The following is a 22176-nucleotide window of genomic DNA, read 5'->3' on the forward strand; positions in this document are numbered from 1 at the left end:
CCGGTTGTCGCGGGAGAGATGAAGAGAAGGGGGGAGGGAGAAGTGTTTTATGAGCTGCAGCCACGGACCGATTCGTCGGTGGCTGCAGTGCAATCTGAATCCGAGAGAGGATCAGCCGGCGGGAACCCAGCTGCCATCCGCGCGGCGGCAGGCAAAGCTCTGGGTGCTCTGGTTGTCGGCAGAACCATAGACCTCGGTGGTGAATGAACGGCAGTACTGGTCGCCGCGACGCTCGAAGGCACCGGGGGTTACTGCGTAGTTCACGTTGTTCTGGGAATTCTGCCAGGTAACACGCTCGCCCTCGGGGGCAAACTCCAGTACCTGTCCCACACACGCCTGGTTGCGCTGGTCCATCTGGCGACCGATCTTGCCACCCACCAGAACGCCGGCGATGGCGCCACCAATCGTGGCTGCAGTGTTGCCGCGGCCGTCGCCAATCTGGTGTCCGATCACACCGCCAATCAGACCGCCCAGTACGCTGCCGACCTTGTCGCTGTTACAGCGAGACACGGTGGTGTGCTGGGGCGGCGGCGCTGGGCGCCACTCCGGGCGGTATTCCGGTTCCGGGGCCCGCTGGTCAAACCAGGGCGGCAGTACCACCACGCGGGTGCCGTGGTCGTGGTGACGGTGGCCGTAGTCGCGGGGCGCCCGGCATTTACGCTCTTCCTCATAGTCGCCATTGCGCTTCCACTTGCGCTCCACCTTGCAGTTGCCGTCCCAGTATTCTTCCTTGTGCTCGTACCGGTGATGCTTCTTGTGCTTCTTCCAGCCGCGGCCTTCGGGCGGTTCGGCGAAGACGCTGGTGGAGAGAGCGCCGCACAGCAGGGCGGCGACGGCGGTTGTGAGGTATTTCATGGCTGGGTATCCCCGCTCATTCATTGTTCAGTGTTTGACGAATGGCATGAATCCTAACAAGTGTCGTCTGAACGGACAGTGAATGCGTCTACGTTTTCGTGGCGCGGGCCCTCGCCATCTAAGCTGCGTGTATCGGCCGAGAGTATGGGAAAGGAAGGGATGGCGGGATGCCGGAATACAGACTCCACTACTGGGACCTGCCGTTTCGCGCGGTCTTCATCGAGATGCTCCTGCACGAGGTGGGGGCCAGCTACCAGCGGCGCGATGCCGGTGAGCTCTACCCGGACAAGTGCCTGAAGATGCAAAATCCGGGCATGGCGCCGCCCTTCCTATACGACTGCGCGACCAGGAAGACCATTGCGCAGATGCCCGCGATCCTGATGCACCTGGCGCGGAAGTATGACTACCTGCCCAAGCGCAATGAGACCCACACCCTCGCCCTGAAAACCATCCTCGATTGCAACGATGTGCTGATGGAAATCACCAATTACAACGGCATGCAGATGTGGGAAAAAGAGGCCTGGGAGCAGTTCCGATACGCTCGCCTGTCGGACTGGATGCAGGTGTTCGAACAGACCGGCCTCGCGCACGGGCTCAAGGAAGACAAGGGATTTCTACTTGGCTCGAGAATCTCCGTGGCCGATATCGCAACCACCGCGCTGTTCGGCACCATGATTCATGCCTTCCCGTCACTGGAAACGGATTTTGAAGAAAATGCACCGGCGATCGCTGCGCTTTGCCGCCGTATCGAGAAGCGGACAAGGATTGCCGGGTTTCTCGCGCAGCGGCGGGAGCACTGGGAGCGCGGTTACTGCGGTGGCCAGATCGAGCGCTCCCTGCGCAAGATGATTGATTAATGGCGAGCTTCTATCAGTGCGAATCTGGCGATGCCTGCTCGAGCGCTTGCAGCATTAAGCCGAGGGCATCGTTGAAGCACCCGTCTCCATGAAGGTGGTTGTTTTCCCGAGCAGATTTATGGCGATCAACAGAATCCCGCAACGTGAGACCGAACATAGCGGGTGATGGCGCTGCTGCGGATTGTTCGCCGCGCCGGTATACCAGTACGCCTTCCTTGTAGGTTTCCTGCACCTTCAGGTCGTCCAGCTGTTCCTCCGGGACCGTTAACGGGTTTTCCGAGAGTACGGTCAGGTCCGCCAGTTTCCCCACTTCTATCGAGCCTTTGCGGTCTTCTTCAAAGTGCTGCCACGCTGGCCACAGTGTCATGGCCTTGAGCGCGGTGGCGACGGGAACGCGATGCTTTGCCCCAAGAATCTTTCCACTGCGGGTGCGGCGGGTAACGGTGGCGGAGAGTACGCGCATGGAGTCCGGTAGTGCCACCGGCGCATCGTGGTGGGTACCAAACATCATGTTCTGTTCAAGGACCCAGCCGGTGGGGGAGATGTTTTCTGCACGCTCCGGGCCCAGTACCGATTCCCGATGGTAGTCGCCCCAGTAAAAGGTGTGCATCGGAAACAGGGAGGGAAAGATTCCCAGTGCCTTGATTTCGTCCACCTGATCCCGGCGCAGGGTTTGTCCGTGAATCATCACGGGGCGATTTTTCACCTTGGGGTATTTGGTCTCGGCCGCTTTTACGGCCTTGATCAAGAGATCAATGGCGGCATCGCCATTTGTGTGAACGATAATCTGCCAGTCATGGGCATAGGCTTTGGCCACGGCGTCCATCGCCTGCTGGTCGGTGATTGCCGCATAGCCCCGGTAATCCTTGTCCTGCCCCGGTGGCGGTTTGAAGTAGGGCTTGGTCAGCCATGCCGTTTTACCCTGCGGTGACCCGTCAATCGTTAGCTTGGCACCACCGACTCGCAGCCGGTGGCGGTATTCCCGTTCCGGGTGTATGTCCGCGACCTCGAGGATATCGGGGTATACGACCACATCAATTTTCAATGCTCCGTTTTCTGCGACCCGTTTTAACGCATCGAGGGATGCCTGGGTGGCTCGCCCCTCCTGCGCGGTTGTGTATCCAAAGGAGGCGAGCAGCTTGGTGCCTTCGACGGCAAACAGATCATTTACATCCTTGTTCAGGGATTTTCCAAAGGCGCCGATAAGTTGAAAGAACGCGTATTCTTCGGCAACGCCACTGGGCGTCTTGCCGTCAGCTTCGCGCTGGAACACGCCACCGTCCGGATTTTTCGTGTCGGGCGAGATACCGGCGATTTCCAGCGCTTTGGAGTTGGCCACACCAAGGTGCCCGGACTGGTGCACGATCAGAATGGGGATATCCGTGGAGACCTTGTCGAGATCCCGGCGCGTCGGGTGACGCTGTTCCGCGAGTTGTGAGTTGTCATAGCCGAAGCCGACGATCCAGCCGAGCTGCTTGACTGCTTTCTGGTTGGCGGCCGCCCAGTCCTGCAACAGCTTGATTAGCGAGGCCATATCCTTGCCATTGCCATCCGGAGGTGGCAGCAGATTGGCGGTAAGCGACTGGAAGCCGATCATCCAGGCGTGGCCGTGAGAATCGAAAAAGCCGGGCAACATGGTTTTACCGGCCAGATCAACTTTCTGCGTGTCGGAACTCGCCGTCTTGAAAACCTCCGCACGTTTACCCACGGCGATAATTTTTCCATCCCTGATAGCGATAGCCTCTGCTTCGGGCTGTGTGTCATTGATGGTGATGATGGTGCCATTGTGGAATATGGTGTCCGCGGTTTCCACAGCGGATGCAAACAGTGAATGCACTAAAAACAGAAAGCTGAGCGCCAGTTTCAGAAGATTATTCATTGGATTTCCCGGCCCGGTGTACTTCAATTTTCTCCAGTCTAGACCTGCGCTGGCACCATCAGAGTTTTCCCATCCCAAACGGCGGTTTTACAGGACCTATCAGCGGGGTTTTCACCGGAGCCGCGAGGCCAAAAAAGACCACTGCGCCGTTTCCACCAAAACGGGTGGACAGGGCTTCATCCGGCGTTTGCTTGAAGCCCTCGTCGGGCCTGTCCCAGTTGTTGGCAACCCATACATTGCCCGCGGGGTCGACTGCTACATCGGTGACGATCTGCAGGCCGCCGATATACCCGGACTTCGGGGAGATTGCCTGGCCGGTTTTAAACCCGGGCGGACAGGTATCCGTGCGCACGCCGCACAGGTGGCTGATGGAGCGGCCGGTAGAGTTCGCCACCCAGACGTTATCGTTGCCGTCGATGGCGATACCCCAGGCACCGATGATGCTCTTGTCGCCATCAAAGGTGCCCCGGGTTTTGCCATCGGGGGCCAGCCATGAAACGGTTCCGCCGGGGAATCGGGTAATGATTTCGTACAGGTCTATCCACTCTCTGGCGGCCTGCTGTTCTTCCGTCATGCCCTTCTTGTGGCCTTCCGCCTTGGCTTTCAGTTTTGCCTCGATAAATGCCAGCTTCTCCCTGGTCGTCGGGTGGCCCACGGTGTTGGCAACCCACGCATTGCCGCGGCTGTCGATGGCAATGGCGCGGGGCGCGAAGCCCACCTTGAATTGCTCGGCCCTGCCGGGATCGCTGGCGGGGAAACGCGTGACGGTATCGCCGCCGCTGTTGGTGACCCAGATACGGTCCTGCTGGTCGATGGCCAGGTGAAAAGGCGCCTTGAACTTGAGGGCGCTATCCACCGTTTTGCCATTGTCTGTTGCGCCGAGAATCCGCCCCTTGCTGGCATCGCCACCGGGCAGGTGGACGATCTGGTCGCGGCCGTTGTCCAGTGCCCACACATCGCCGTTGGGTGTCACGATAATGCCCTGCATGGCCCCCAGTTTGCCGCCGAGGTCATAGCCGCTTTCCGGGGACAGGGGCTTGCCGGTCAGATCGAAGACGGAAATGTTTTTGCCCGCGAGACTGGTGGCCCAGACCTTGTTGTCAGCGGAAATCGCAATGCCGAATCCCGGGCCGTCGATACCGCCACCGCGATAGCCTGTGGTCATGGGTGAGAGGGGTTTTCCATTCGGTGCGAGTTTGGAGAGGCCGCCGCCAAAGCCGGCAAAAATCGTCGATTGTGCGCCCACCAGGAAATTGTCATCCGCCCACATGTTGCCTTCGCGATCGATGGCAATCCCACCGAGGGAATTGAGCCCACCACCGGAATAGACCAGGGAGAGTGTCCACGCACTGGGGGCGAAATTGAGATAGGGGATTACCGGTGTGTTGCGCCAGTGTTTGCCTTCAGGCACCGGATAGAAGTCGTCGAGCAACGCGAATAATGCCTGTGCGTTGTGCCACGGGTAGCGGGCGATATTCTGGGCCGCGGCAAGCGTATTGTCGGGTGCCGATCCGCCCGGTGGTGTCGCTGCCGCAAACAGTTTTTGGCAGTTGGCCTGTGACTGCGCGCAACCCGACAGCAGAATGCTCAGGGTATTGAATCTGGCGAGGGTGGGGGTCTGGGAGCTGTTCAGTGGATCCTGGATTACCGGCCCCAGCGCACCGGTTTGCAGATTCACCAGGTTGGGAACATTGCCCGCGGCGATTTTCAAGCCGAGCGCGTGGCCCGCGAGTTGCTGTTGTTTGAGGAATTGCGCAGCGGTCCACACCGAAGCGATGGTGGTGCCTTCGTTGATGGTCACCTGCGAAGGTGGTTTGGCGCCGAGAATCGCTATCAGCTGCAGCGCATCCCCGGGTGATTGCTCCGCAGTTGCTGGGCCTTCGCCGCCCACGGAGGTCACGTAGAAAACCCCCTTGTCACTAATTGCTGTGTCAGCGCTGAGTGTGAATCGGCCGTCGTTATCGGTTTTTGTCTGGGCGAGTTGCTCCGCGGGGCCCGGGCCTGCCCACCACAAGGTGACCGCCGCCGCAGACACAGGCTTTGCGACCACCTCCACTTTGCCTTCGATAGAAACCGCGGCAGAAACTGCGTTCGCAGCCAGTGTCGACACCGTGGCGCCTACCACGGCGAATACCAGAAGGCCGCGTTTTAGCAGCGCGAAGCAAATAGGCGTCATTATCCGTCCACCACCCAAACAGTTTATTGCCAAGTTATAGCTGTGTTGGGGCAGGGGCAGGGAGGGGAACAGGCAAAGGGCGACAGTTTGTCGTTTAACTGTCGCCGTCTATGGTCTTGCGGATCTTGCCGAAAACATCGCGGATCAATTTTTTTGCGGCCGGCATCTTGGCGTCGATCTCGGTGCGCAGTGCCAGCAGTTCGGCATTGTCCGGCTGGATACCGAGGCCAGTGTTGGTATCCCGGTGCGCGCGATCCAGATCGCCCTCCAGCAGATGGGTGCGGGCGCGTCGGGAGTATTCCGCAGCCAGCTGGTCGATACCCGCCATCGCCTGCGGGTTGTCCTCTTCCAGGGCCAGCGCGGCGCGATAGTAGTGCAGGGCGTTCTTGTCCCGCGGCTTGGTCAGGTCGCCCCGTTCCAGGGCTTCTGCGCCGCGCGCAACATAACCCTGTACCTGCATTTGCGTGACCCGCGCCAGGCCTTCATGGGCCTCGCTGTTGTCCTGTTCCAGCAGCAGTACCTGTCGGTAGTAGTAGCGGGCGTTGTCCTGTTCCGGGGCCACCAGGCGGCCCTCTTCGAGGCCCTGTTCCGCCTGTTCCAGCAGGCGGTTGATCTCGCGTTCGGTTTCGCTCTCGTAGGTGAGGGCAAACACCACGGTTACCGCGGCGACGACACCCAGTACCGGTAACAGGAAACGCGGCATCTTGCCGGGCAGCCGCGACGGCAGCGGGCGCGCAGTGGCGGGCCGCATGGTGCTGGCCGTTGGGTCTAGCAGCGGGTCTATGGCCTCGACCAGCTCCTCGCAGGACTGGAAGCGCTCTCCGGGACGCTTGGCGAGCATGCGATCCAGTAGCGGCTGCAGGTAAGCGTATTCGGCGGGCAGGGCCGGGAGCGCTTGCTGGATATGGTTGATGGCGGTGCTGGTGTGCGTGTTGCCCTTGAACGGGTTGTAGCCCAGCAGAAGCTCCAGCAGGATCACGCCGAGACCGTAGATATCGGTGGTGATATCCAGCGGCTGTCCCTGTGCCTGTTCCGGGCTGCTGTAGGAAGGGCTGCCCAGGCTGTGCCCGGCCATGGTCAGGTCTGAATCGTTATCCACATCCTTGGCGATACCAAAATCTGTCAGCACCGCTGAGCCGTCCTTGCGGATCAGGATATTGGCCGGCTTCACGTCGCGGTGGATGATGCCCTTTGCGTGCACCACTGCCAGGCCCTGGGCGATCTGCCGGATCAGGCGCAGGATTGCCGCGGGTTCGCGGAACTGCTCCCGGTTTTCGCTCAGGTCTCCGCCGTCGAGGTATTCCATGGCGATGTAGTAGTCGCCATTGGCCAGGGTGGAGATATCGTGGATGGTGATGATGTGCGGGTTGTTGAGGCTGGCAATGAAATGCGCTTCGTTGATAAAGCGCTCATTGAACTGGGTGTCGTGTCCGTTGCGCAGAACCTTGATGGCCACCTTGCGGTTCAGGGATTCCTGTGTCGCCAGGTAGACCGAAGCCATGCCACCCTGGCCGATGGGGCCGTGTACAAGGTAGCCGGGGATTTGGAGGTTGGAGTGCGTCATAACTGCCAGCTTTGCCAACGCCGGGAACCGCCTCGGGGAGAGAGGCCGGCAGCCGGAGGGTCAATGGGAAGGCGCAAGGATACCGCTGCCATTTCGCGAAATAAACCGAGCGCACCACAGACTGGGGCAGTGGCTAGAAATCGTCCGGGTTGCGAATAATCTGCGTGGCGCGCGCAGACAGCGCCTCCAGCTCCTCGCTGTCCATTTTGTCCAGCAGGCTCAACATCATTGCCATGCGCGGGTTGCCGTCGAAGTGCGCGCGCTTGTCCGCCAGGAAGTGCCAGTACAGGCTGTTGAAGGGGCAGGCCTCGTCTCCGGTTTTTTGCTTGACCTTGTAATGGCAGCCGGCGCAGTAGTTGCTCATTTTCTGGATGTAGCTGCCACTGGAAATGTACGGCTTGGTCGCCACCAGGCCGCCGTCGGCAAACTGGCTCATGCCCCGGGTATTGGTGATCTCCACCCATTCGATGGCGTCGATATAGATACCCAGGTACCAGGCATCCACCTGATCCGGGTGCACCTGTGTGAGCAGGGCAAAATTGCCGGTGATCATTAGTCGCTGGATATGGTGGGCGTAGGCGTGGTCGAGGCTGTTGCGGATGGCGTGGTGCAGGCAGTTCATCCGCGTGTCGGCGGTCCAGTAGAAGTCCGGCAGGTCATTGTGGTTTTGCAGGCGGTTGCAGCGGGCGTAGCCGGGCATCTCGCGCCAATAAACCCCGCGCATGTATTCCCGCCAGCCGAGGATCTGCCGCACGAAGCCTTCCACCTCGTTGATGGTTATGGTGGAGCGGTTGGCCTGCCAGTACTCGATTACCGCCTGGATCACTTCCATGGGGTGCAACAGCTTGCTGTTCATGGCGAAGCTGAGGCGGCTGTGAAACAGGTAGGCCTGCTGCGGGTCCATCGCATCCTGGTAATCACCGAAGTGCACCAGCAGGTGCTCGCTGAAATAGCGCAGGACTTTCAGGCAGTCCGCGCGCGTGGTGGGCCAGTTGAATTGCTGCGGGTCGATATTACCGAAGGTTTTTACCCCGGCCTGTTCAATGCGCGCGAGCGTTTCGCGCACATCCTTGCGGAATCCCTTTTCGTGGGGGATCTCCGGTTGGCCCTTCCATTTCTTGCGGTTGCTCTCGTCGAAGTTCCACTTGCCCCCGCTGGGTTTATCACCTTCCATCAGAACATCGTGTTTGCGCCGCATATGCCGGTAAAAGCTCTCCATCAACAGGGACTTTTTATCGCTGAAAAATTCCCCGAGTTCGCTGCGGGTGGTGAGGAAGTGCTCGCTATCGAAAGCCTCGCTGTCGATACTCAGGTCGTCCGCCAGTTGTCGCAGCTGCTGGTCCAGACGGTATTCGTCGGGCAATTGGTATTCGAACTTTTCGATGCCGTGCTGTTCGATCAGTGCGGCGATATTGGTGCCCAGCTTCTGGGTGTTGTGCCTGTCATCCAGCCGGTAATACACCACCTGCTTGCCGCGCTCGCGCAGCCACTGGGCAAAGGCGTCCATGGCCTCGAAGAAGGCCACGACTTTCTGGATATGGTGTTTGACGTAGTCGGTCTCCTGGCGCATCTCGGCGATAAAGTACAGGGTGTCTTTATCGTCGTTGCGGTACCAGGAGTGCTTGTGGTTCAGCTGATCGCCAAGGATCAGTCTCAGGGTTTTCAACGGAATCTCTCACTTTCTCTGAACATCCGGTTACTGTCTGGTGGTATCCGCCAGCCATAGTCGACGGTATGCGCCATCCGGATCGTATTTCTCCGCCTGCAGCGGGATGTTGAAGTGACGGTCGCGGGGATCATTGCCGACGCCACTGTTGTACATCCAGTTGCCGTAGTTGCTGTGTACGTCGAAATCGATCAATTGGCTCTCAAACCAGGCGGCGCCGGCACGCCAGTCCTGCTGTAGCTCGCGCGCCCAGTAGCTGGCCACATTCTGGCGGCCGCGATTGCTCATCCAGCCGGTGGCCGCGAATTCCCGCATATTGGCGTTGACGAAGTCATAGGGCGTGCGCCCCTCCCGCCACTCGCTGAGTTTTTCCTCGTCCAGGTGCCACGAATACGTGCGACTTTGAATGCCGCTCAGGGCGAATATCCGGTCGCCGTGCTTGAGCGAGATATATTTGAAATAGTCGCGCCACAGCAGTTCAAACTGCAGCCAGTAAGTGTCCTCGTTGGCTTTGACATCCCGCTCGAACGCTTTCAGCTGCCAGAAAACCTCACGGGCCGACAGGCTGCCATTGGCAAGCCACGGCGAGAGCTTGCTGCTGTACCCGGTGCCGACCAGGCCATTGCGGGTCTGTTTGTAGCGGGTGATGTTTTCGGTGTGCCAGAAATAGTCGCGGATTCGCTGGTGCCCGGCAGTGCTGCCACCGGCAAAGGGAAAGGCGCTGCGCGGGTCCGGCATCGGTTGCGCCAGCCCGAGCGCTTCGATGGAGGGGAGTTCGCTGCTGCCGTAGGTGGCTGTGAGGTTTGCCGCTGGGCGCGGTGCAGGGGCCGGCAGTGTCTGGCGGACCGGAAGCGTCTCCTCGACGGTTTTGCGGAATCTGGTGAAAACCTCGGGAAGATCGGTTAGCTCCGCAAAAGGGAGATCATCGGGGTGGATCAGGAACTGGTCGTAGTATGCGTGAATGGTGACCGAGTCCAGGGTTGGTGAAGCGCTTAGCGACTGCAGCGCACTGCGCTCATCGCGGGTCCACTCCTGCTGCAGGTAGATATCGGTAACCCCGTGCTTGGCGATCAATGGCGGTATGGTTGTTGCCGGCGGCCCCTGCTGAACCAGTAGCGGGATATTCAGGTCCGCCAGCTGCTGTCGCAGATCGCGCAGGCTCTGCAACAGGAAGTGCGCGCGGAATTTTCCGGTGCGCGGAAAACCATATTGATCAAGGCAGTAAAACTGAGGATCAAAACAGTAGAACGCGGCCACCGGGGTGCCGCTATTCTCTGCACAGGCGCGGGTTAATGCTTCATTGTCGTGGCAGCGAAGATTGTTGAGAAACCAGATCAGTCTCACTGCGCCTCCGCGGATTTAGTCCGCCGTTGCCGCCGGCAGCGCTCGCTGCAGTAGCGCACATGGTGCCAGCAGTGTTTCCACTTGCGCCGCCAGGTAAATGGCCGCCCGCAAACCGGACAGGTTTTTACGGGCAGCTCCTGTTTACTTTTCATCGACAGTCCCGCTTCAAAAACGGGCGACTATTCCTTCAGCAGGTCTCGGGAAATGATCAGTTTCATAATCTCGTTGGTTCCCGCATAAATCCGCTGTACCCGCGCATCTGCCCAGGCGCGGGCGATGGGGTATTCCCACATATAGCCGAAGCCGCCGTGCAGCTGCATACACTCATCCAGCAGCTTGCACTGGAAATCCGTGGCCAGCAGCTTGGCCTTGGCGGCAGTGGAGACATCCAGTTTTCTGTCGTAGTGCAGTTCCAGGCAGCGGTCGATAAATACCCGGAGGGCGGTGAGTTCGCTGTCCAGCTCGGCGAGCTTGAACTGGGTATTCTGGAACGCGGCGATGGGTTTGCCGAAGGCTTTGCGGTCCTTGACGTACTCAATGGTCCAGCCGATGGCGGCCTCGCAGTTGGCGATGGCATTCACCGCAACACTCAGGCGTTCCTGGGGCAGTTCCTGCATCAGGTAAATAAAGCCCTGGCCCTCGCCGCCCAGCAGGTTTTCTGCCGGTACCTTGACGTCGTCGAAAAACAGCTCGGAAGTGTCCTGGGCCTTCATGCCCACCTTTTCCAGATTGGTGCCTTTCTTGAAACCGGGACTGTCCGATTCGACCAGTAACAGGCTGACACCGGCGGCACCGGCGGTGGGATCGGTCTTCGCCACCACCACCACGAGATCGGCGTGCTGGCCGTTGGTGATAAAGGTTTTGGAGCCGTTGAGGAGGTAATGGTCGCCGTTTTTAACCGCGGTGGTTCGCACACCCTGCAGGTCTGAACCCGCACCGGGTTCGGTCATGGCGATGGCAGTGACGATATCGCCACTGATACAGCCGGGCAGGTACTTCTGCTTTTGCTCCTCGGTGCCGTAATTGACGATGTAGGGGACGGCGATATCCGAGTGCAGGCCCCAGCCAATGCCGGTCAGCCCCAGGCGGGAAATCTCTTCATCCACAATCGCGTTATAGCCGAAGTCCAGCTCCAGGCCGCCATAGGCCTCCGGAACCTGCGGGCAGAGAAAACCCATGGCTCCGGCCTTGCGCCACAATTCGCGGTCTACCTGACCGTCCTTTTCCCACTGGTGGTGATAGGGGGCAGCTTCCTGCTCGAGGAATTTCTGCACGCTGTCGCGGAATTGCTCGTGTTCGGCAGAGTAAACGGTTCTCGGGATCATGGACTTCTCTCGCTGAATTTATTGTTGGTTGATTAATTAGATGCCAGGCAATCGCTGCACCTGACATCTCCTTAAGTTAGCCCAACAGCGAGAAGATGGAATGTCGTTACGCGCCAGACGCGATTGCCAATCCTTTAATCCGTGTAGATCTAGAAATGCGTGCTGGCGGCATTAGCGGGCAGGTCGTCCCCTTTGCGCTCCGGTACCGCATAGGCGACACCGCGACACTCGATATAGCTGAGGCAGCCATTGAATTCGCTCGTCCCGCAAGCTTCCACCACCAGACCATTGCCCCCCATTTTCTGGGTGCGCACCTTCAGGTCGCGCACCAGGGCAGATTTGCTCGCCTTCCGCTCATCCAGTTTTTCCTGGCAATAAGAGGCATTCACAAATCCGAGCGTGGTGGCGTTGTAGCGGCTGATTTCCGAGATGGTGTACTCGCGCACCAGTGTGCTGCTGAGCCGGTCGGACACGTAGGGGCCGGCGTTGGTATTGAACTGGATACCGTTGCACCCGGTAACCAAGAGTAGGGCGGCGGCAAGCGTGCTAAAGGATATCTGTTGGTGCATCTGGTCTCCGTTATTGTTGATTATTGGCGAATTTTGACCGTTTCTATGGTACTTCCTCTGACCAACTTGAGGTATGCAAGTTTCCGGCCCTCTGCAATGCGGGCGTGGAACCCTGTTCGTTGCACTGAATTCCACATTCTGATGCATGCCGAAATGGTTATTCTGAAATGACCTAACCGGTCGATTTTGCTGCCGTACACTGTTGGGAGTGGTTCCATCGAACACAATCGCGAGGTACGCAAATGGCTGACAATCTTCTCGAAATGGCGGTGCGACACCTGGGCTCTTCGGGCCTGAGTGCACTGGGCAACGCGCTGGGGCTGGGTGAAGACAAGAGTGAATCCGCGTTCACCACCGGTGCGGCATCCGTGCTTGCGGGTATGCTGAACAAGGCGGGAAGCGAAAGTGGCCTGGGCGCACTGCTGAACATGGCGACCAAGAGCACCAGTATGGACCTGTCGTCACCCGGAGATATTTTTACCAGCCCCGACAAAATGACCAGTCTGCAGGACGTGGGCGGCAGCATGCTGGACTCGGTATTCAGCAGCAACAAAGACGGTGTGATCAATGTCATCTCCAGTGCGCTGGGGCTCGACAACACCAAGAGCGGATCTTTATTGCGCATCGCGGCACCGGTAATCATGTCGCTGGTGGGCAAGCTGGTAAAAAGCAAAGGCCTGAATATGGAGGGCCTGGCAGCGTTACTGCTGGGACAGAAAGCCCACCTCAAGGGGCAGTTACCCGATGGGCTGCTGAAACAGCTGGGCGCTGACAACCTGGATGAGCTCGCCGAACGCACCGTGGTGGAAACCACTCCGCGACAGGCTGCGCAGGCCCCGCCGCCGGCAAGAAAGAGCGGTTTTGGCAAATGGCTGTGGCCGCTGTTGATTGCACTGGCGGTACTCTGGGCGCTGAATATGTGCGCCAAGAAAGAGAAAATGGACGATGGCTCCGGTGGTGCGGTGATGGAGCAGGATGAGGTGATCGTCGAGGAAACCCCGACGGACCCGACCCTGGATGGCGGCACCACCACAGTCCCGGACACCGATATGTCCACCGACTCGGGTACCGCTACAGATACTGAAAGTGCGGATTTTGGGCAATCGTTCCGGGAGTACCTGGACAATGCCAACCGCGATCCAAATCGCGAGTTTGCGCTCAATATTGAATTCCCCACCGATGGCAGCATGCCCAATGCCGCATCACTGCCGGACGTGCAGACACTGATCAGCATCATGCAGGAAAACCCCGGTCTGTCGATTGCCATCGAAGGGCACACCGACAGCGATGGCGATGCCGGCGCAAACCAGAAACTTTCTGAGTCCCGCGCCCAGGCGGTGATGAAGATGCTGGTGGATGCAGGTATCGACGAGAGCCGTATGAAGGCGGTTGGATTCGGCCCGGCCAATCCGGTTGCGGATAACAGCACCGAGGAAGGCAAGCAGAAGAATCGCCGCATTGCGGTGAAGGTGACTGCCTTCGAACAGCAATAATTTTTCACTGCCCCGAACGGAAAAACCCGCGGTTCGCCGCGGGTTTTTCTTTTTGTCGTTTGCGATTCGCTGCTGTCAGCTGCGGTATTTTTCCCGGTAGGCACCGGGCGCCAGGCCGGTCCACTTTTTAAACGCGCGGTTGAAGGCGCTGGGCTCGGAAAATCCGAGGCGTTCGGCAATTTCCGCCACCGCAGTTTCCTGCTGCTTCAACTGGTACATGGCCATGTCCCGGCGTACGGAATCCTTGATGTCCTGCCAGCTGTTGCCCTCGTCTTTCAGGCGCCTGCGCAGGGTTTGTGGCGAGGTGTACAAGCGTTCCGCCACATCGTCCAGCGACAGGTTTTCGATACTGTTGTCACCCTGCAGCATGCGCCGGATACGTCCGGTGAAGCTGTTATCAGACTTGTACTGGGTGAGCAGGCATTCGGGCGCGCGGGCGAGAAATTCACTCAGTTGCTGGGCGTCGCGGGTGAGCGGCAAGCTGAGATAGCGGGTGTTGAATACCAGGCAGGTTTCCGACTGCTCGAAGTAGTGCCGGCAGGGAAACATGTCGTTGTAGTCTTCGTCGTAATCCGGTGGCGGAAACGCGAGATGTACCCGCTCGAGCAGGATGGTGCGGTCGATCATCCAGCTGAAAAAGCGCAGCCAGATCACCGCCATGGATTCCACAAAATTCTGGTTTGGTAGCTGCTTGGGGTTCTCGTGGTGGAAGATCAGGCGGGCTTCCTCACCGTTTTCCACCAGCTTGATATGAATGTCATCGCTCACCATCGCCACAAAGCGACTGGAGCGCAGCAGGGCGCGGCGCAGGGTGGGGCAGGTGATGGTGGCATGTCCCATCATGGCGAAGGTGCCCGGTAACCAGGGGCGTGCCAGATAGCCTCCAGATTCGTCCCCCAGCTGATCCCACAGCAGTCGCAGCAGTCGCGCCAGTTGCTCGCGACCCACACGGGCATTGGGGGCGGTGGTGGTGGCCGGGTCGATGCCTGCATCGCACAGCAGCTGGTCGCAGTCGATACCCGCGGCGCGGGCTCCGGCGAGATGGGCAAATACCGCACCGGCCAGAATGCCGGGCTCGGTGAAGGATTTGGCGGGCTGCTCACTGTCCTGAGCGGGGGTTTCAGTTTCTGCAATCACGCTTCCGGTTCCACTATCAGTGAGGAGTATTCGCAGGCTCTGGATACCTGTCTGCGCCCGTTTAATTCTTGGAGTGGCGCGGGGTTGGTGGGAGATTATGCAAAAAGGTGCATAAAAAGTCCCGCGCTGTGCGGTGTGTCGGGCGCCAGAGGCGGTGCAGTCTTGGAAATTTGGGCTGTTTGTGTGCTACAAATGGAGCAAGCGGTAACCCGAAATTTGTGAGACAGGAAGCCTCCATGACCCAGCCTTCGATGAACGAGCCCCCCAGAGTCGACCTCAATCCTACCATCTGTCGACGCCTGCTGATCGCCTACCTGATCGCGCGCCTGCCCCGTCCCAACAATCCCGCACTGGAAGAGATTACCGGCTGGCCGCGTCGCACTATCCAGGATGTCATCGCCAAGGGATTACCGGGACATGGAACCCAGGTGGAGTTTGTGCAGCAGGGGGTGCGCAATAACGACGGTTACTACGCGCTGCAGGACTGGGGTTCTATCGATAAGGGGTGGGTATGCCAGCACCTGGCGGATATCGCCCGGGTGCTGGAGCTGGCGCCGGAACAGATTCCGTCACCGGAAAAATAGCTGTGCAAGGGCAGGGGGAAAGCGCGCGCCCGGGGGGATGATTCCGGGCTCGCAAAGGGCTGTTACTGAGTCGCAGCGGCGCTCTTCAGCATGTCGTTTACCCGCTGCAGCAGCGCGGGATCGTTGCGCAGCTGGGTGGCAATGCCCTGGTATTCTTCTTTGCTCAGGCCAGCACTCTGCACCGCTGCAACCATCTTGGACTGGGCTTCCACATTGATCGCTTCCGCGGCAGCAGCGTCCGCTGCAGATTTGATCTTGGGCGCGTATTCCTGGCTCAGGGTAACGATGGAGCGGTAGGCATCGGCGAATTTCTTCAGCTGGGCGTCGCTCACGGCGGTTTCTGCAAAGGCACTGGAAACGGCGAGAGCCAGAGCAAGTGCGGCGGAGTAGATGGCGGTCGGCTTCATTAAGCACCTCTCGTTATTGAGAATACGCTTCTGTGCAGTGTGCACGCCCAGCGTCAATTGAGGGCTACAGGGCCTTGGCCAGGGAAGCTTTGATCAAGTCCGTGATCAAGTCCGCTGTCGCGGCAAAGCGCTGTCTGCAAAGGGTAGTTGTTATTCCGCTGTGTTTGCGCCATTTGCCGCCAGACTGGGCTGGCGGCAAAGAATTTGTGCGCTGGTGCCTGCGCAAAGTTAGAACAGGCCGAGGAATTTTTTACGCTTCTTGAGCGAGGCCTCGCAACTATTCAGCTGTCGCTGGTAGTTCTGCGCCCGTGCGGACACCTTGTGAGCGACCTTCTGTAGCCATTTTTTGTTGCGATAAGTACGGCGGTTAAAGCCACCCTGGCCCTCGTGGTAAGCGAGGTACAGGTGGTAGGTGTCGTTGGACTTGATACGGCACTGGCGCTGGCTGGTGTTGTGATACCAGCCGACAAAATCGATGGCGTCCTCGAAATCGTCGCGGTCGCCACCGTAGTTGCCGGTGGCGCGCTGGTAGCTCTTCCAGGTGGTGCCCAGTGCCTGTGAATAGCCGTAGGCATCAGACGGACGTGGGCCGGGGAAAATCCACAGGATCTTGGTACGCGGCGGCTTGGCATCGTGCACAAAGCGGGATTCCTGGTGCAGGGTGGCCATCATGGTGGCGATGGGGGTGTTCCACTTGCGCGCGGATTTGGCCGCGTCGTGATACCAGTCGTCCTTCTCGCGGAAAATTTCGCACACATTGTCGGTGTTGCTGGGTGGTGTGGTGGCACAGCCCGCCGCCAGTAGCGGCAGGGCGAGCAGTGCCAGTTTCCATACATTATTGTTTTTCGTCATTGGTCCACTAATTGAGGGTCTCAGACTTTCGATTTGATGGTCTTGACGCCATCGGCGGTGCCCAGCAACAGGATGTCTGCGGGGCGCGCGGCAAACAGGCCGTTGGTAACCACACCGGTAATATTGTTGATGTCGCTTTCCAGCTGCAGCGGTTTGGCGATCTGCATATTGTGCACATCCAGGATGACATTGCCGTTGTCGGTAGTCACACCCTCGCGGTACACCGGATCACCGCCCAGCTTCACTAGCTCGCGAGCCACGTAGGAGCGCGCCATGGGGATCACCTCTACCGGCAGCGGGAAGTTGCCCAGCACTTCCACCCACTTGCTATCGTCAGCAATACAGACAAATTCCTCGGAGCAGGCAGCTACAATTTTTTCCCGGGTCAGCGCCGCACCGCCGCCCTTGATCAGTTGCAGCAGCGGGTTGGTTTCATCGGCGCCGTCCACATACACGCGGATACCGTCCACCGAGTTGAGGTCGTAGACCGGGATACCGTGGGACTTGAGGCGCTCGGCGGAGGCTTCAGAGCTGGCCACGGTGCCGTCGAACAGCCCCTTTTTCTCTGCCAGGAAGTCGATGAAGTAGTTGGCAGTGGAGCCTGTGCCAACGCCGACGATGGTGTCAGCGTCTAGCATGGGGGTGATGTATTCCACCGCGGCACGGGCGACATCCTGCTTGAGTTGATCCTGATTGATGGGCTCTTTCATGGAGGGGAAGGCTTCCTTGTGCAATGTTTGCGATAAAAATGCCCGCTTGCGAAGATTTTTTCGCGCAAAACCGGCTTATCTGTGGCTTTGGTGCTGCGTAGCGATTAGACTGGCGGGCTCCCTAACATCCACCGGCTGCCGATTTCTGTCATGCCCAAGTCCTATATCAAGCGCATTTTAGACGCGCGCATTTACGATGTCGCCATCGAAACCCCGCTGGAGCCCATGCGCCAGATGTCCCATCGCCTCGGCAACCGTGTTTTGCTGAAGCGCGAAGACCTGCAACCGGTGTTCTCCTTCAAGATTCGTGGCGCGTACAACAAGCTCCTGCAGCTACCGCCAGAGCAACGCGCGCGCGGCGTGATTGCCGCCTCCGCGGGTAACCATGCCCAGGGACTTGCGCTGGGTGCCCAGCAGATGGGCGTGCGCGCCACCATCGTGATGCCATCCACCACACCGGCAATCAAGGTGAACGCGGTGCGCATGCGCGGCGCGGAAGTGGTGCTGCACGGGGATACCTTTGATGAAGCGGCGGCGCGCGCCAAGCAATTGGTGGAAGAGCGCGGCCTGGTGTTTATTCACCCTTACGACGACCCGGATGTGATTGCCGGACAGGGCACGGTGGCCATGGAGCTGCTGCGCCAGCACCCGGGTAACCTGGATGCGGTGTTCATCCCGGTGGGCGGCGGCGGCCTGGCAGCGGGCATGGCGGCGTATATCAAATATGTGCGCCCGGAGATCAAGGTTTACGCGGTGGAGCCGGAAGACGCGGCCTGCCTGAAGGTGGCGATGGAAGCGGATAGCCGCGAACGCCTGCCCCAGGTGGGGCTGTTTGCCGACGGTGTGGCCGTGGCGCAGATTGGCGAGGAAACCTTCCGCGTACTGCGCGAAACCATCGATGGCGTCATTACCGTGACCACCGATGAGATCTGTGCGGCGATCAAGGACATCTTCGAGGATACCCGTTCCATCGCCGAGCCCGCCGGTGCGGTGGGCCTTGCCGGGTTGAAGAAATACGCGGAGCAGAGCGGTCAGCAGAACCAGGCCCTGGCGACCGTGTGCAGCGGTGCCAATACCAATTTTGATCGCCTGCGCTATATCAGCGAGCGCACCGAGATCGGAGAGAAGCGCGAGGCGGTGCTGGCGGTGACTATTCCGGAAAAGCCGGGCAGCTACCTGCAATTCTGTCGCGACCTGGGCGATCGCTCCATTACCGAATTCAACTACCGCTACGCCAACAGTGGCGAAGCGCATATCTTCGTGGGGATGCAGGTCAGCACCGATACGGACCGCCAGCAGCTGGTGGCCCAGTTGCAGGAGGGCGGTTACCAGGTGACGGATCTCACCGATAACGAGATGGCCAAGCTGCATATCCGCCATCTGGTGGGCGGGCGTGCGCCCGGCATCGATAACGAGGTGGTGTACCGGTTCGAGTTCCCCGAGCGCCCCGGCGCCCTGCGCAAGTTCCTGGATCAGCTGGCGGGACGCTGGAATATCACCCTGTTCCACTACCGCAATCACGGGGCTGCCTACGGGCGGGTACTTGTGGGGCTGGAGGTTACCGAGGACGAGCGGCCGGCGCTGAAGGCACTGCTGGATCAGCTGCACTACCCGTTCTGGGACGAGACGGAAAACCCGGCCTACCGGTTCTTCCTGTCGCGCGGGCGAGGCGCTTGATCGCGCCTCGATGACGACTGGCGTACAAAATGTGCTCTGGTCGTCATTTTTCGCGGTGAGTAGATCACCAGAATCGGTCTGTCGAACTTGCAATTCTCAAAGTGTGAGGGTTTTCTCAAAAAAAGTCGCTTGACGGGTTACTATTTGGCCATCGATCGAGTATCTTTTGATCGCTGTTTGGTCACAATGGGTAGTCGCGAAGGGGCAAATCGGCGGGATTTTTTTCTCGTCGGCGGGAACTTTCCGGCAATCTCTGGTCCAAACCAGCACTGGCGGCGCAGATCGCCAGGATTAAAAAAAGATCGAAAACAACAAGAATTCCAATCTTACAGGATGGTCCCCATGAAACCCGATGCATTGACACTCGCAGTAGTTGTCTTTGTTGCGGGCGTACTGCTGAGTAGTTCCGGTCTGACCGAAGTGTTCTCCTCCGATGAGGAAGAGGCGCCGGCAGCCCTGCAGCAGGGAGTGGTCACTCGCTGATCCCTTCGCCCGCCGCTGGCTGACGCCAAATCAAAAAAGCCGAACCCTGGAAACAGTGGTTCGGCTTTTTTGTGCCTGGTCGAATACTGGATGCCCCAAGTCTCCCACGGTAAGTAACCGCTGACTCGCGTGTCACCGGCAGCGGTAGAGGCGCTGGTCTGTGGCCACCAGAATCAATGGAATATCCCAGCTCTCCATCGGCAGGTGCGCCACGCACTGCAACTGGTGGGCAATACCCACCAGCTTGGGGCCGCTACCCGGGTGCAGGTGTTTGAACGCGAAGGTGCGGTCGTAGTAGCCGCCGCCCATGCCCAGGCGCGCGCCGCTGGGATCAAACGCCACCAGCGGCAGCAGGACCAGATCCAGCTGCTGCGGGTTTCTGGGATGGCTGCGGCCGATCACCGGCTCCGGTATCCCGTAACGATTGCGATAGCGCAGTGTGGCTCCCGGCCAGTGCAGGAAGTCCATGGTCGTGCGCGTGGCGCGGGGCAGGGTGGGCAGGTAAAAGCGTTTGTGCGGAAACCGTCGCAACAGCGGGCGCGGGTCTATCTCGCCATCCGAAGGCCAGTAGAGACCTATATGGCGGGCCCGCTTGAGCTCCGGACACAGCGCCAGGCGCGCGCACAGTCGCCGGCTGGCAAGCCGCTGCTGGTTGGGACTGAGTGCCCGGCGCGCGGCGCGAATCTGTCGGCGCAGCTGCTGCTTGGATGGCGTGGCGGAATTGGGCATCGGGTTAGTGTTATCGGCGCGGGACTGTTCTGGTCAGATTCGACCGGAACAGGGAGGGAAATCAGGTGCCCCGAAAATGCGGCTGATGACATAGCCTTGAACCGTAAGGCTCAAGGTGGGGGTTTCCGGAATGCATAAGGCTTTCCGCTGCGTGGCGGACTTGCACACCAACATCCGCTGGGAACCTCCAGGGTAGAATTATCGGCTCAGGACATAGTCAACTGGCCAACACTTCAGGGCGAGAGAGAATTATACCTCTTACTGCCACTCTTGGCTAAACGCACTTTCGCGCCAAAATGTGCTTTTTAGCGATAGTCAAGTTGTAGAGATGGCTGCGGAAAATTGCGTAGTCGCGTTAACAAGCAGCGGTGCAGGCATTTAATCTGGTAGGAATTTTGCGGGTATTCCAATTGCAATACCCGCGAGGAATTGTGTTTACAGGTTGTCGAATTTTTCCAGGGCAGCCTGCACTTTGTCGTGCAGGCGATCGAGCATGTCGTCTTCCACAGGCTGGCGCGCGAGATCGGCCTTGGCCTGGATCAATTCGTGGGCAATATTCAGCGCCGCCATTACCGCGATGCGCTCGGCGCCGATTACCGTGCCACTGTTGCGGATTTTGGCCATGCGTTCGTTGAGCAATTTTGCAGACGCCTGCAGGCCTGGCTGCTCTTCTTCCGAGCAGGCGACACGATACTCTTTATCGAGAATCGTCACGGCGACCGTGGCTGAGTTGTGCGGTTTGCTGCTCATCAGTTGTCTTGGCTCAGGCCCTTGAGTCGGTTGATCATGGTTTCAACCCGGCTGCGGGCCACTTCGTTGTTTTTAATCAGCCGCTGGCGCTCTCGCTGCCACTGGCCTTCCTGCTCGCGCAGGGCGCGATTGTCTGCGGCCAGCTGCTGGCACTGCTGAAGCAGTGAGTCCAGCTTGAGTTCTAACGCCTGTATCTTGTCCATATATCCTGCGTGTTCCGTGGTCCGCCTATTCCCGCGAACGTCCTGTGACCTGCGCAAGCCGGGGGATTCCGCTACTATATTGCCGGTGTATTTGGGGGTCAATTGTCCCCAGTGTCTATGTGACGCTCAACCAGGCGGCCGCCAGCCATTATTTCACCAGTTTGGCGATTTATTCGCACATCCGGTGAGGAATGCCTATTGGTACACCTGATTGTCGGCGGTGACCGACAGTTTTTCCCGGGCGCCGTTCAAATTTTCAGCACAAGGTGAATTATTTTGTGGCCAAGCCGTCTTTTCCGGCGGCCGCGACATTTCGCCCATGTAACCAGGAGTATTTATGTCCGCAGTGCAGGTTTCGTTCGATGATCTCGCCAACCAGATAGTGGCAGCGGGAGGCAAAATCGGACCGAGCGAGTTGCACGGTTTTATCTGCGGCCTGCTTGCGGCGGGTGCGCGTCCGGATAAAGCCCGCTGGCAAAAGGAAGTGGCAGAGTTCCTGGATCTCGATGCGTTACCCGCAGACCTGACCCGGGACAGCCTGTTATTAACAGAGCAGAGCCTGCGTGAACTCTCCGATAAGGATTTTTCTTTTCAGCCATTGCTCAGTTCCAGTGATGAACTGGCCGAACGCGGACAGACCCTGTGTCTGTGGTGCGAAGGTTTCCTGCATGGCTTTGGTATCGGCAAATATTCCGGTGAGCTGCCGCCTACAAGTAGCGAGGCGCTGAAGGATTTTGCGGAAATCGCCCAGCTGGATGCAGGGTCCATGGAAAATGGTGCAGAGCAGGAGCGTCAGCTGTTTGAAGTGCAGGAATATGTGCGCATGGCGGCCCTGAATATTTTTATCGAATGCGCTGCACCCACCCAGCCGGCCGGCGGCGACAAGCCCGCGGGCCCGACTCTGCACTGAGCGTAT

Annotated in this window: 22 protein-coding genes and 1 other RNA gene; 6 read left to right on the forward strand and 17 right to left on the reverse strand. The window is 59.1% G+C overall.

The annotated features are described in order from the left end of the window. Positions 1-111: 111 nt before the first annotated feature. A complete protein-coding gene (locus ACONT6_RS01115) occupies positions 112-855 on the reverse strand; it encodes a glycine zipper 2TM domain-containing protein (protein ID WP_158078639.1) in 744 nt (247 codons plus the stop codon). Between the two features lie 167 nt (positions 856-1022). Between ACONT6_RS01115 and ACONT6_RS01120 the strand changes: the two genes are divergently transcribed. Then, on the forward strand, positions 1023-1712 hold the full coding sequence (locus tag ACONT6_RS01120) for a glutathione S-transferase family protein (RefSeq protein ID WP_428820065.1): 690 nt from the start codon (positions 1023-1025) through the stop codon (positions 1710-1712). 13 nt (positions 1713-1725) lie between these two features. On the opposite strand, the gene ACONT6_RS01125 is transcribed toward ACONT6_RS01120, so the two are convergent. The 8 genes from ACONT6_RS01125 to ACONT6_RS01160 all read right to left on the reverse strand — a co-directional run bounded on the left by ACONT6_RS01125 (position 1726) and on the right by ACONT6_RS01160 (position 12235). Then, on the reverse strand, positions 1726-3591 hold the full coding sequence (locus ACONT6_RS01125) for an amidohydrolase (protein WP_428820066.1): 1866 nt from the start codon (positions 3589-3591) through the stop codon (positions 1726-1728). Positions 3592-3649: 58 nt separating this feature from the next. Continuing rightward, a complete protein-coding gene (locus ACONT6_RS01130) occupies positions 3650-5767 on the reverse strand; it encodes a hypothetical protein (protein WP_428820067.1) in 2118 nt (705 codons plus the stop codon). Between the two features lie 94 nt (positions 5768-5861). Beyond that, positions 5862-7331: a protein kinase domain-containing protein gene (locus ACONT6_RS01135; RefSeq protein WP_428820068.1), complete on the reverse strand. Its 1470-nt coding sequence runs from the start codon at positions 7329-7331 to the stop codon at positions 5862-5864. 133 nt (positions 7332-7464) lie between these two features. Continuing rightward, positions 7465-8997 carry a cryptochrome/photolyase family protein gene (locus ACONT6_RS01140; RefSeq protein WP_428820069.1) on the reverse strand — a complete coding sequence of 511 codons (1533 nt, stop codon included), beginning with the start codon at positions 8995-8997 and terminating at the stop codon, positions 7465-7467. Between the two features lie 30 nt (positions 8998-9027). After that, the gene (locus tag ACONT6_RS01145; RefSeq protein WP_428820070.1) at positions 9028-10341 is read right to left on the reverse strand and encodes a DASH family cryptochrome; all 1314 of its coding nucleotides are present in this window, start codon (positions 10339-10341) and stop codon (positions 9028-9030) included. Beyond that, positions 10338-10493, reverse strand: a complete 156-nt coding sequence (locus ACONT6_RS01150) for a DUF2256 domain-containing protein (protein WP_428820071.1) — start codon at positions 10491-10493, stop codon at positions 10338-10340. Before ACONT6_RS01150 ends, ACONT6_RS01145 begins: the two co-directional genes overlap by 4 nt. Positions 10494-10520: 27 nt before the next feature. After that, the gene (locus ACONT6_RS01155) at positions 10521-11666 is read right to left on the reverse strand and encodes an acyl-CoA dehydrogenase family protein (RefSeq protein WP_428820072.1); all 1146 of its coding nucleotides are present in this window, start codon (positions 11664-11666) and stop codon (positions 10521-10523) included. A 149-nt stretch (positions 11667-11815) separates the two neighbouring features. Then, complete coding sequence (locus ACONT6_RS01160) at positions 11816-12235, reverse strand: hypothetical protein (RefSeq protein WP_428820073.1); 420 nt, start codon at positions 12233-12235, stop codon at positions 11816-11818. Between the two features lie 242 nt (positions 12236-12477). Here ACONT6_RS01160 and ACONT6_RS01165 point away from each other — a divergent pair, with 242 nt between their 5' ends. Continuing rightward, positions 12478-13728 (forward strand): OmpA family protein, encoded by a 1251-nt coding sequence (locus tag ACONT6_RS01165; RefSeq protein WP_428820074.1) that lies wholly within the window; start codon positions 12478-12480, stop codon positions 13726-13728. A 75-nt stretch (positions 13729-13803) separates the two neighbouring features. On the opposite strand, the gene ACONT6_RS01170 is transcribed toward ACONT6_RS01165, so the two are convergent. Then, positions 13804-14865 carry an AraC family transcriptional regulator gene (locus ACONT6_RS01170; RefSeq protein WP_428820075.1) on the reverse strand — a complete coding sequence of 354 codons (1062 nt, stop codon included), beginning with the start codon at positions 14863-14865 and terminating at the stop codon, positions 13804-13806. 236 nt (positions 14866-15101) lie between these two features. On the opposite strand from ACONT6_RS01170, the gene ACONT6_RS01175 reads away from it, so the two are divergent. Further along, on the forward strand, positions 15102-15449 hold the full coding sequence (locus ACONT6_RS01175) for a helix-turn-helix domain-containing protein (RefSeq protein WP_428820076.1): 348 nt from the start codon (positions 15102-15104) through the stop codon (positions 15447-15449). A 62-nt stretch (positions 15450-15511) separates the two neighbouring features. Here the strand turns inward: ACONT6_RS01175 and ACONT6_RS01180 are convergent, their stop codons facing one another. The 3 genes from ACONT6_RS01180 to rpiA all read right to left on the reverse strand — a co-directional run bounded on the left by ACONT6_RS01180 (position 15512) and on the right by rpiA (position 17406). Then, positions 15512-15856 carry a DUF4168 domain-containing protein gene (locus ACONT6_RS01180; protein ID WP_428820077.1) on the reverse strand — a complete coding sequence of 115 codons (345 nt, stop codon included), beginning with the start codon at positions 15854-15856 and terminating at the stop codon, positions 15512-15514. A 228-nt stretch (positions 15857-16084) separates the two neighbouring features. Further along, on the reverse strand, positions 16085-16708 hold the full coding sequence (locus ACONT6_RS01185; protein ID WP_428820078.1) for a transglycosylase SLT domain-containing protein: 624 nt from the start codon (positions 16706-16708) through the stop codon (positions 16085-16087). Positions 16709-16728: 20 nt separating this feature from the next. Beyond that, complete coding sequence (rpiA, locus tag ACONT6_RS01190; RefSeq protein ID WP_078085530.1) at positions 16729-17406, reverse strand: ribose-5-phosphate isomerase RpiA; 678 nt, start codon at positions 17404-17406, stop codon at positions 16729-16731. A 162-nt stretch (positions 17407-17568) separates the two neighbouring features. Between rpiA and ilvA the strand changes: the two genes are divergently transcribed. Both ilvA and ACONT6_RS01200 read left to right on the forward strand, forming a co-directional pair. Then, positions 17569-19095: a threonine ammonia-lyase, biosynthetic gene (gene ilvA / locus ACONT6_RS01195; RefSeq protein WP_428820079.1), complete on the forward strand. Its 1527-nt coding sequence runs from the start codon at positions 17569-17571 to the stop codon at positions 19093-19095. Between the two features lie 342 nt (positions 19096-19437). Next, complete coding sequence (locus ACONT6_RS01200) at positions 19438-19578, forward strand: hypothetical protein (RefSeq protein ID WP_162276141.1); 141 nt, start codon at positions 19438-19440, stop codon at positions 19576-19578. 132 nt (positions 19579-19710) lie between these two features. Here the strand turns inward: ACONT6_RS01200 and ACONT6_RS01205 are convergent, their stop codons facing one another. The 4 genes from ACONT6_RS01205 to ACONT6_RS01220 all read right to left on the reverse strand — a co-directional run bounded on the left by ACONT6_RS01205 (position 19711) and on the right by ACONT6_RS01220 (position 21260). After that, a complete protein-coding gene (locus ACONT6_RS01205) occupies positions 19711-20307 on the reverse strand; it encodes a 5-formyltetrahydrofolate cyclo-ligase (protein WP_428820080.1) in 597 nt (198 codons plus the stop codon). Between the two features lie 63 nt (positions 20308-20370). After that, positions 20371-20550, reverse strand: a non-coding RNA gene (ssrS, locus tag ACONT6_RS01210) — 6S RNA. A gap of 192 nt (positions 20551-20742) precedes the next feature. After that, positions 20743-21057 (reverse strand): cell division protein ZapA, encoded by a 315-nt coding sequence (locus tag ACONT6_RS01215; protein ID WP_078085498.1) that lies wholly within the window; start codon positions 21055-21057, stop codon positions 20743-20745. Continuing rightward, entirely contained in the window at positions 21057-21260 is a 204-nt protein-coding gene (locus ACONT6_RS01220; protein WP_181254353.1) for a TIGR02449 family protein, read from the reverse strand. The genes ACONT6_RS01215 and ACONT6_RS01220 overlap by 1 nt, the downstream gene beginning before the upstream one ends. A gap of 337 nt (positions 21261-21597) precedes the next feature. Here ACONT6_RS01220 and ACONT6_RS01225 point away from each other — a divergent pair, with 337 nt between their 5' ends. Then, positions 21598-22170, forward strand: a complete 573-nt coding sequence (locus tag ACONT6_RS01225; protein WP_428820081.1) for a UPF0149 family protein — start codon at positions 21598-21600, stop codon at positions 22168-22170. Positions 22171-22176: the final 6 nt, after the last annotated feature.

The sequence above is a fragment of the Microbulbifer sp. MCCC 1A16149 genome (assembly GCF_050368945.1).
Taxonomy (GTDB): Bacteria; Pseudomonadota; Gammaproteobacteria; order Pseudomonadales; family Cellvibrionaceae; genus Microbulbifer.